The 10,622-nt window shown below is 60.0% G+C and carries 1 protein-coding gene; it reads right to left on the minus strand.

Annotated features, from left to right (window positions below):
- Nucleotides 1–10,622 (minus strand): immunoglobulin-like domain-containing protein (locus CKW29_RS25235; RefSeq protein WP_371850809.1); only part of this gene is annotated, 10,622 nt, incomplete at both ends.

Here is a 10,622-nt window from a genome sequence, read left to right on the forward strand (position 1 = left end):
TACGGGGTTTCGGTGGTGCCGGCCTTGATCACGACGGTGTCGCCGTTGCTCAGGGTCACGGTCAGGTCCTGTTTCAGTACCTGATCGACCTTGACGGTGAACTTCGGTGCGGCGTCTTCCAGCACGTTGCCGTTGCTTTCGATGGTGACGGTGATCTTGTCGCCTTCGCCCGCTGGCTGGTCGGTGACGGTGGTGGTGTATTCGTCCTGGCCGAGGGTCAGTTTCTCGAACTGCTCCGCGCCGGAAACACTTTCCAGCTTGTTGACGATAGCCGGCTGGCCGCCAGTGAAGATGTCATTGTTGGTGACGACGGTGGCGCTGCCGGTGGTGCTGTTGGCTGGCACGGTGATGGTGGTGCCATCGGAGAGCTTGAAGGTCAGCTCACCGTGGTTGGCCATCGGCAGACCGGCAGCATTGGTCAGGGTCACGGTGTAAGTAACCGAACCACCTTCGGTGACGGTGGTTTTATCCACAGTCAGGGTGGCGGTGACTTCACTGATGGTATCGCCGATGGTCACGGCGGCCTTGTCGCCAAGTACCAGGTTTTCGAAGGACTTGCCGTCGATTACAGCGTCAGTAACACCTACTTCGACGATCTGGCCATCTTTGTAGACGTCGTCGCCCTGGGCCTTGAGCTCGTATGGAGTTTCGGTGGTACCGGCCTTGATCACCACGGTGTCGCCGTTGCTCAGGGTGACGGTCAGGTCCTGTTTCAGGACTTGGTCGACCTTGACGGTGAACTTCGGTGCGGCGTTTTCCAGTACGTCGCCGTTGCTTTCGATGGTGACGGTGATCTTGTCGCCTTCGTTGGCCGGGTCGGTTGGGTCGCCCGAACCGGGCTCGTCGGTCACAGTCGTGGTCAGCGTGGTGTCATTCAGCGTCAGCTGTTCAAACTGCTCGGCACCAGAAACGCTTTCCAGTTTGTTGACGATAGCCGGCTGGCCGCCGGTGAAGATGTCGTCATTGGCGGTGACGCTGGCAGTGCCGGAAGTACCGTTGGCCGGGATCTTGACCACGGTGCCGTCGGACAGGGTGAACTCCAGCGGACCATGGGCGCCCATCGGCAGGCCGGCGGCGTTGGTCAGGGTCACGGTGTAAGTGATCTGGCCACCTTCGGTGACGGTGGTTTTATCCACAGTCAACGTAGCGACTACTTCAGTCACGGTATCGCCAATGATCACGGCAGCCTTGTCGCCAAGTACCAGATTCTCGAAAGACTTGCCGTCGATTACAGCGTCAGTAACGCCCACTTCGATGATTTGACCGTCTTTGTAGACGTCGTCGCCCTGAGCCTTGAGCTCGTATGGGGTTTCGGTGGTACCGGCCTTGATCACCACGGTGTCGCCGTTGCTCAGGGTCACGGTCAGGTCTTGCTTCAGCACCTGATCCACTTTGACGGTGAACTTCGGTGCGGCGTTTTCCAGCACGTCGCCATTGCTTTCGATGGTGACGGTGATCTTGTCGCCTTCGCCGGCCGGTTGGTCGGTGACGGTGGTGGTGTATTCGTCCTGGCCGAGGGTCAGTTGTTCGAACTGCTCGGCACCGCTGACGGACTCCAGCTTGTTGACCAGCGATGGCTGGCCGCCAGTGAAGATGTCATTGGTGGTGACGACCGTTGCGCTGCCAGTGGTGCTGTTGGCTGGCACGGTGATGGTGGTGCCATCACTAAGCTTGAAGGTCAGTTCGCCGTGGTTGCTCATTGGCAGACCGGCGGCATTGGTCAGGGTCACGGTGTAGGTGACCGAACCGCCTTCGGTGACGGTGGTTTTATCCACAGTCAACGTAGCGGTGACTTCGCTGATGGTGTCGCCGATGGTCACGGCGGCCTTGTCGCCGAGTACCAGGTTTTCGAAGGACTTGCCGTCGACCGTAGCGTCAGTCACGCCGACTTCGAGGGTCTGACCATCTTTGTAGACGTCGTCGCCCTGAGCCTTGAGCTCGTACGGGGTTTCGGTGGTGCCGGCCTTGATCACCACGGTGTCACCGTTGCTCAGGGTGACGGTCAGGTCCTGTTTCAGTACCTGATCGACCTTGACGGTGAACTTCGGTGCAGCGTTTTCCAGCACGTTGCCGTTGCTTTCGATGGTGACAATGATCTTGTCGCCTTCGTTGGCCGGGTCGGTTGGGTCGCCCGAACCGGGTTCGTCGGTCACGGAAGTGATCAGCGTGGTGTCATTCAGCGTCAGTTGTTCGAACTGCTCGGCGCCGCTGACGGACTCCAGCTTGTTGACGATGGCCGGCTGGCCACCGGTGAAGATGTCGTCGTTGGCGGTGACGGTGGCAGTACCGGACGTACCGTTGGCCGGGATCTTGACCACGGTGCCATCGGACAGGGTGAACTCCAGCGGACCATGGGCGCGCATTGGCAGGCCGGCAGCGTTGGTCAGGGTCACGGTGTAAGTGATCTGGCCGCCTTCGATCACCGAAGTCTTGTCGACGGAGAGGGTCGCAACCACTTCGCTGATGGTATCGCCGATGGTCACGGCGGCCTTGTCGCCGAGTACCAGGTTCTCGAAGGACTTGCCATCGACGGCGGCGTCAGTCACGCCGACTTCGACGGTTTGACCGTCTTTGTAGACGTCGTCGCCCTGAGCTTTCAGCTCGTACGGGGTTTCGGTGGTGCCGGCCTTGATCACCACGGTGTCGCCGTTGCTCAGGGTCACGGTCAGGTCCTGTTTCAGTACCTGATCGACCTTGACGGTGAACTTCGGTGCGGCGTCTTCCAGCACGTTGCCGTTGCTTTCGATGGTGACGGTGATCTGGTCACCTTCGCCCGCTGGCTGGTCGGTGACGGTGGTGGTGTATTCGTCCTGGCCGAGGGTCAGTTTCTCGAACTGCTCGGCACCGGAAACACTTTCCAGCTTGTTGACGATAGCCGGCTGGCCGCCAGTGAAGATGTCATTGGTGGTGACGACGGTGGCGCTGCCGGTGGTGCTGTTGGCTGGCACGGTGATGGTGGTGCCATCACTGAGCTTGAAGGTCAGTTCGCTGTGGTTGCTCATTGGCAGGCCAGCGGCGTTGGTCAGGGTCACGGTGTAGGTGATCTGGCCGCCTTCAGTAACAGTGGTTTTATCCACGGTCAGGGTGGCGGTGACTTCGCTGATGGTGTCGCCGATGATCACGGTGGCTTTGTCGCCGAGCACCAGGTTCTCGAAGGACTTGCCGTCGATTACAGCGTCAGTAACACCCACTTCGACGGTTTGACCATCTTTGTAGACGTCGTCGCCCTGAGCCTTGAGCTCGTACGGGGTCTCGGTGGTGCCGGCCTTGATCACGACGGTGTCGCCGTTGCTCAGGGTCACGGTCAGGTCCTGTTTCAGGACTTGGTCGACCTTGACGGTGAACTTCGGTGCGGCGTTTTCCAGCACGTCGCCGTTGCTTTCGATGGTGACGGTGATCTTGTCACCTTCGCCGGTCGGTTGGTCGGTGACGGTGGTGGTGTATTCGTCCTGGCCGAGGGTCAGTTGTTCGAACTGCTCGGCACCGGAAACACTTTCCAGCTTGTTGACCAGCGAAGGCTGGCCACCAGTGAAGATGTCATTGTTGGTGACGACGGTGGCGCTGCCAGTGGTGCTGTTGGCCGGCACGGTGATGGTGGTGCCATCGCTGAGCTTGAAGGTCAGCTCACCGTGGTTGGCCATCGGCAGACCGGCAGCATTGGTCAGGGTCACGGTGTAGGTGACCGAACCGCCTTCGGTGACGGTGGTTTTATCCACAGACAGGGTGGCGGTGACTTCACTGATGGTATCGCCGATGGTGACGGTAGCCTTGTCGCCAAGCACCAGATTTTCGAAGGACTTGCCGTCGACCGTAGCGTTATCGATGCCGACTTCGACGGTCTGGCCATCTTTGTAGACGTCGTCGCCCTGGGCCTTGAGCTCGTACGGGGTTTCGGTGGTGCCGGCCTTGATCACGACGGTGTCGCCGTTGCTCAGGGTCACGGTCAGGTCCTGTTTCAGTACCTGATCGACCTTGACGGTGAACTTCGGTGCGGCGTCTTCCAGCACGTCGCCGTTGCTTTCGATGGTGACGGTGATCTTGTCGCCTTCGTTGGCTGGGTCGGTTGGGTCGCCCGAACCAGGTTCGTCGGTGACGACGGTGGTGTATTCGTCTTGGCCGAGGGTCAGTTGTTCAAACTGCTCGGCACCGGAAACGCTTTCCAGCTTGTTGACGATGGCCGGTTGGCCACCGGTGAAGATGTCGTCGTTGGCGGTGACGGTGGCAGTGCCGGAAGTACCGTTGGCCGGGATCTTGACCACGGTGCCGTCGGACAGGGTGAACTCCAGCGGACCATGGGCGCCCATTGGCAAGCCGGCAGCGTTGGTCAGGGTCACGGTGTAAGTAACCGAACCACCTTCGGTGACGGTGGTTTTATCCACAGTCAGGGTGGCGGTGACTTCACTGATGGTATCGCCGATGGTCACGGCGGCCTTGTCGCCAAGTACCAGGTTTTCGAAGGACTTGCCGTCGATTACAGCGTCAGTAACACCTACTTCGACGATCTGGCCATCTTTGTAGACGTCGTCGCCCTGAGCCTTGAGCTCGTACGGGGTCTCGGTGGTGCCGGCCTTGATCACGACGGTGTCGCCGTTGCTCAGGGTGACGGTCAGGTCCTGTTTCAGGACTTGGTCGACCTTGACGGTGAACTTCGGTGCGGCGTTTTCCAGTACGTCGCCGTTGCTTTCGATGGTGACGGTAATCTGGTCGCCTTCGTTGGCCGGATCGGTTGGATCGCCCGAACCAGGCTCGTCGGTCACGGAAGTGGTCAGCGTGGTGTCGTTCAGTGTCAGTTGTTCAAACTGCTCGGCACCAGAAACGCTTTCCAGCTTGTTGACGATAGCCGGCTGGCCACCGGTGAAGATGTCGTCGTTGGCGGTGACGGTGGCAGTGCCGGAAGTACCGTTGGCCGGGATCTTGACCACGGTGCCATCGGACAGGGTGAATTCCAGCGGACCATGGGCGCCCATCGGCAGGCCGGCAGCGTTGGTCAGGGTCACGGTGTAAGTAATCTGGCCGCCTTCGGTGACGGTGGTTTTATCCACCGTCAGGGTGGCAGTGACTTCGCTGATAGTGTCGCCGATGGTCACGGCGGCCTTGTCGCCGAGCACCAGGTTTTCGAAGGACTTGCCGTCGACCGTAGCGTCAGTCACGCCGACTTCGAGGGTCTGACCATCTTTGTAGACGTCGTCGCCCTGAGCCTTGAGCTCGTACGGGGTTTCGGTGGTGCCGGCCTTGATCACCACGGTGTCGCCGTTGCTCAGGGTGACGGTCAGGTCCTGTTTCAGTACCTGATCGACCTTGACGGTGAACTTCGGCGCCGCGTTTTCCAGCACGTCGCCGTTGCTTTCGATGGTGACGGTGATCTTGTCACCTTCGCCGGTCGGTTGGTCGGTGACGGTGGTGGTGTATTCGTCCTGGCCGAGGGTCAGTTGTTCGAACTGCTCGGCACCGGAAACACTTTCCAGCTTGTTGACCAGCGAAGGCTGGCCACCAGTGAAGATGTCATTGTTGGTGACGACGGTGGCGCTGCCAGTGGTGCTGTTGGCCGGCACGGTGATGGTGGTGCCATCGCTGAGCTTGAAGGTCAGCTCACCGTGGTTGGCCATCGGCAGACCGGCAGCATTGGTCAGGGTCACGGTGTAGGTGACCGAACCGCCTTCGGTGACGGTGGTTTTATCCACAGACAGGGTGGCGGTGACTTCACTGATGGTATCGCCGATGGTGACGGTAGCCTTGTCGCCAAGCACCAGATTTTCGAAGGACTTGCCGTCGACCGTAGCGTTATCGATGCCGACTTCGACGGTCTGGCCATCTTTGTAGACGTCGTCGCCCTGGGCCTTGAGCTCGTACGGGGTTTCGGTGGTGCCGGCCTTGATCACGACGGTGTCGCCGTTGCTCAGGGTCACGGTCAGGTCTTGCTTGAGGACCTGGTCGACCTTGACGGTGAACTTCGGTGCAGTGTTTTCCAGCACGTTGCCGTTGCTTTCGATGGTGACAATGATCTTGTCGCCTTCGTTGGCCGGGTCGGTTGGGTCGCCCGAACCGGGTTCGTCGGTCACGGAAGTGATCAGCGTGGTGTCATTCAGCGTCAGTTGTTCGAACTGCTCGGCGCCGCTGACGGACTCCAGCTTGTTGACGATGGCCGGCTGGCCACCGGTGAAGATGTCGTCGTTGGCGGTGACGGTGGCAGTACCGGACGTACCGTTGGCCGGGATCTTGACCACGGTGCCATCGGACAGGGTGAACTCCAGCGGACCATGGGCGCGCATTGGCAGGCCGGCAGCGTTGGTCAGGGTCACGGTGTAAGTGATCTGGCCGCCTTCGATCACCGAAGTCTTGTCGACGGAGAGGGTCGCAACCACTTCGCTGATGGTATCGCCGATGGTCACGGCGGCCTTGTCGCCGAGCACCAGGTTTTCGAAGGACTTGCCGTCGACCGTAGCGTCAGTCACGCCGACTTCGAGGGTCTGACCATCTTTGTAGACGTCGTCGCCCTGAGCCTTGAGCTCGTACGGGGTTTCGGTGGTGCCGGCCTTGATCACCACGGTGTCGCCGTTGCTCAGGGTGACGGTCAGGTCCTGTTTCAGTACCTGATCGACCTTGACGGTGAACTTCGGCGCCGCGTTTTCCAGCACGTCGCCGTTGCTTTCGATGGTGACGGTGATCTGGTCACCTTCGCCGGTCGGTTGGTCGGTGACGGTGGTGGTGTATTCGTCCTGGCCGAGGGTCAGTTGTTCGAACTGCTCGGCACCGGAAACACTTTCCAGCTTGTTGACCAGCGAAGGCTGGCCACCAGTGAAGATGTCATTGTTGGTGACGACGGTGGCGCTGCCAGTGGTGCTGTTGGCTGGCACGGTGATGGTGGTGCCATCGCTGAGCTTGAAGGTCAGCTCACCGTGGTTGGCCATCGGCAGACCGGCAGCATTGGTCAGGGTCACGGTGTAAGTAACCGAACCACCTTCGGTGACGGTGGTTTTATCCACAGTCAGGGTGGCGGTGACTTCACTGATGGTATCGCCGATGGTCACGGCGGCCTTGTCGCCAAGTACCAGGTTTTCGAAGGACTTGCCGTCGATTACAGCGTCAGTAACACCTACTTCGACGATCTGGCCATCTTTGTAGACGTCGTCGCCCTGGGCCTTGAGCTCGTATGGAGTTTCGGTGGTACCGGCCTTGATCACCACGGTGTCGCCGTTGCTCAGGGTGACGGTCAGGTCCTGTTTCAGGACTTGGTCGACCTTGACGGTGAACTTCGGTGCGGCGTTTTCCAGTACGTCGCCGTTGCTTTCGATGGTGACGGTGATCTGGTCACCCTCACCGATCGGTTGGTCGGTGACCGTGGTGGTGTATTCGTCCTGGCCGAGGGTCAGTTGTTCGAACTGCTCGGCACCGGAAACGCTTTCCAGCTTGTTGACGATAGCCGGCTGGCCACCGGTGAAGATGTCGTCATTGGCGGTGACGCTGGCCGAGCCAGTGGTGCTGTTGGCTGGAACGGTGATGGTGGTGCCATCACTAAGCTTGAAGGTCAGTTCGCCGTGGTTGCTCATTGGCAGACCGGCGGCATTGGTCAGGGTCACGGTGTAGGTGACCGAACCGCCTTCGGTGACGGTGGTTTTATCCACAGTCAACGTAGCGGTGACTTCGCTGATGGTGTCGCCGATGGTCACGGCGGCCTTGTCGCCGAGTACCAGGTTTTCGAAGGACTTGCCGTCGACCGTAGCGTCAGTCACGCCGACTTCGAGGGTCTGACCATCTTTGTAGACGTCGTCGCCCTGAGCCTTGAGCTCGTACGGGGTTTCGGTGGTGCCGGCCTTGATCACCACGGTGTCACCGTTGCTCAGGGTGACGGTCAGGTCCTGTTTCAGTACCTGATCGACCTTGACGGTGAACTTCGGTGCAGCGTTTTCCAGCACGTCGCCGTTGCTTTCGATGGTGACGGTGATCTTGTCGCCTTCGTTGGCCGGGTCGGTTGGGTCGCCCGAACCGGGTTCGTCGGTCACGGAAGTGATCAGCGTGGTGTCATTCAGCGTCAGTTGTTCGAACTGCTCGGCGCCGCTGACGGACTCCAGCTTGTTGACGATGGCCGGCTGGCCACCGGTGAAGATGTCGTCGTTGGCGGTGACGGTGGCAGTACCGGACGTACCGTTGGCCGGGATCTTGACCACGGTGCCATCGGACAGGGTGAACTCCAGCGGACCATGGGCGCCCATTGGCAGGCCGGCAGCGTTGGTCAGGGTCACGGTGTAAGTGATCTGGCCACCTTCGGTGACGGTGGTTTTATCCACAGTCAACGTAGCGACTACTTCAGTCACGGTATCGCCGATGGTCACGGCAGCCTTGTCGCCAAGCACCAGGTTCTCGAAGGACTTGCCGTCGATTACAGCGTCAGTAACACCTACTTCGACGATCTGGCCATCTTTGTAGACGTCGTCGCCCTGAGCCTTGAGCTCGTACGGGGTCTCGGTGGTGCCGGCCTTGATCACCACGGTGTCGCCGTTGCTCAGGGTCACGGTCAGGTCCTGTTTCAGGACTTGGTCGACCTTGACGGTGAACTTCGGTGCAGCGTCTTCCAGCACGTTGCCGTTGCTTTCGATGGTGACGGTGATCTGGTCACCTTCGCCGGTCGGTTGGTCGGTGACGGTGGTGGTGTATTCGTCCTGGCCGAGGGTCAGTTGTTCGAACTGCTCGGCACCGGAAACGCTTTCCAGCTTGTTGACCAGCGAAGGCTGGCCACCAGTGAAGATGTCATTGCTGGTGACGACCGTTGCGCTGCCGGTGGTGCTGTTGGCTGGCACGGTGATGGTGGTGCCATCACTAAGCTTGAAGGTCAGTTCGCCGTGGTTGCTCATTGGCAGGCCAGCAGCGTTGGTCAGGGTCACGGTGTAGGTGACCGAGCCGCCTTCGGTGACAGTGGTTTTATCCACAGTCAGGGTGGCGGTGACTTCACTGATGGTGTCGCCGATGGTGACAGCGGCCTTGTCGCCGAGTACCAGGTTTTCGAAGGACTTGCCGTCAACGGCGGCGTCAGTGATGCCGACTTCGATGGTCTGGCCGTCTTTGTAGACGTCGTCGCCCTGGGCCTTGAGCTCGTATGGAGTTTCGGTGGTACCGGCCTTGATCACCACGGTATCGCCGTTGCTCAGGGTCACGGTCAGGTCCTGTTTCAGGACTTGGTCGACCTTGACGGTGAATTTCGGTGCGGCGTTTTCCAGCACGTCGCCGTTGCTTTCGATGGTGACGGTGATCTTGTCGCCTTCGTTGGCCGGGTCGGTTGGGTCGCCCGAACCAGGTTCGTCGGTCACGGACGTGGTCAGCGTGGTGTCATTCAGCGTCAGCTGTTCAAACTGCTCGGCGCCAGAAACGCTTTCCAGCTTGTTGACGATAGCCGGCTGGCCACCGGTGAAGATGTCGTCGTTGGCGGTGACGGTGGCAGTACCGGACGTACCGTTGGCCGGGATCTTGACCACGGTGCCATCGGACAGGGTGAACTCCAGCGGACCATGGGCGCGCATTGGCAGGCCGGCAGCGTTGGTCAGGGTCACGGTGTAAGTGATCTGGCCGCCTTCGATCACCGAAGTCTTGTCGACGGAGAGGGTCGCAACCACTTCGCTGATGGTATCGCCGATGGTCACGGCGGCCTTGTCGCCGAGTACCAGGTTCTCGAAGGACTTGCCATCGACGGCGGCGTCAGTAAGACCGACTTCGACGGTCTGACCATCTTTGTAGACGTCGTCGCCCTGAGCCTTGAGCTCGTACGGGGTTTCGGTGGTGCCGGCCTTGATCACCACGGTATCGCCGTTGCTCAGGGTCACGGTCAGGTCTTGCTTGAGGACCTGATCAACCTTGACGGTGAACTTCGGTGCGGCGTCTTCCAGCACGTCGCCGTTGCTTTCGATGGTGACGGTGATCTGGTCGCCTTCGCCGGCCGGTTGGTCGGTGACGGTGGTGGTGTATTCGTCCTGGCCGAGGGTCAGCTTTTCGAACTGCTCGGCACCGCTGACGGATTCCAGCTTGTTGACCAGCGAAGGCTGGCCACCAGTGAAGATGTCATTGCTGGTGACAACCGTGGCGCTGCCGGTGGTGCTGTTGGCTGGCACGGTGATGGTGGTGCCATCGGAGAGCTTGAAGGTCAGCTCACCGTGGTTGCTCATTGGCAGGCCGGCAGCATTGGTCAGGGTCACGGTGTAGGTGACGGAACCGCCTTCGGTGACGGTGGTTTTATCCACAGTCAACGTAGCCACTACTTCAGTCACGGTGTCGCCGATGGTCACTGAAGCCTTGTCGCCGATTACCAGGTTCTCGAAAGTTTTACCGTCTACTGCCGCATCGGCGATACCCAACTTGAGGGTTTCGCCGTCTTTGTACACGTCATCGCCCTGAACGGGCAGGGTGTAGGTGGTTTCCGTAGCGCCGGCCTTGATCACCACGGTTTCACCGTTGCTCAGGGTAACGGTCAGGTCGTGATCCAGTTTCTGATCGACCTTGATAGTGAAGGTCGGCGCAGCATTTTCCAGCACGTTGCCAGCGCTTTCGATAGTGACGGTGACGGCGTCGACGGAGTCGGTGATGGTGGTAACGGCAGGCGTGGTGTTTGGCACCAGGTTTTCGAAGTTGCCGCCGGT

It is taken from the genome of Pseudomonas sp. Irchel s3a18, from assembly GCF_900187535.1.
In the GTDB taxonomy this organism is placed as follows: domain Bacteria; phylum Pseudomonadota; class Gammaproteobacteria; order Pseudomonadales; family Pseudomonadaceae; genus Aquipseudomonas.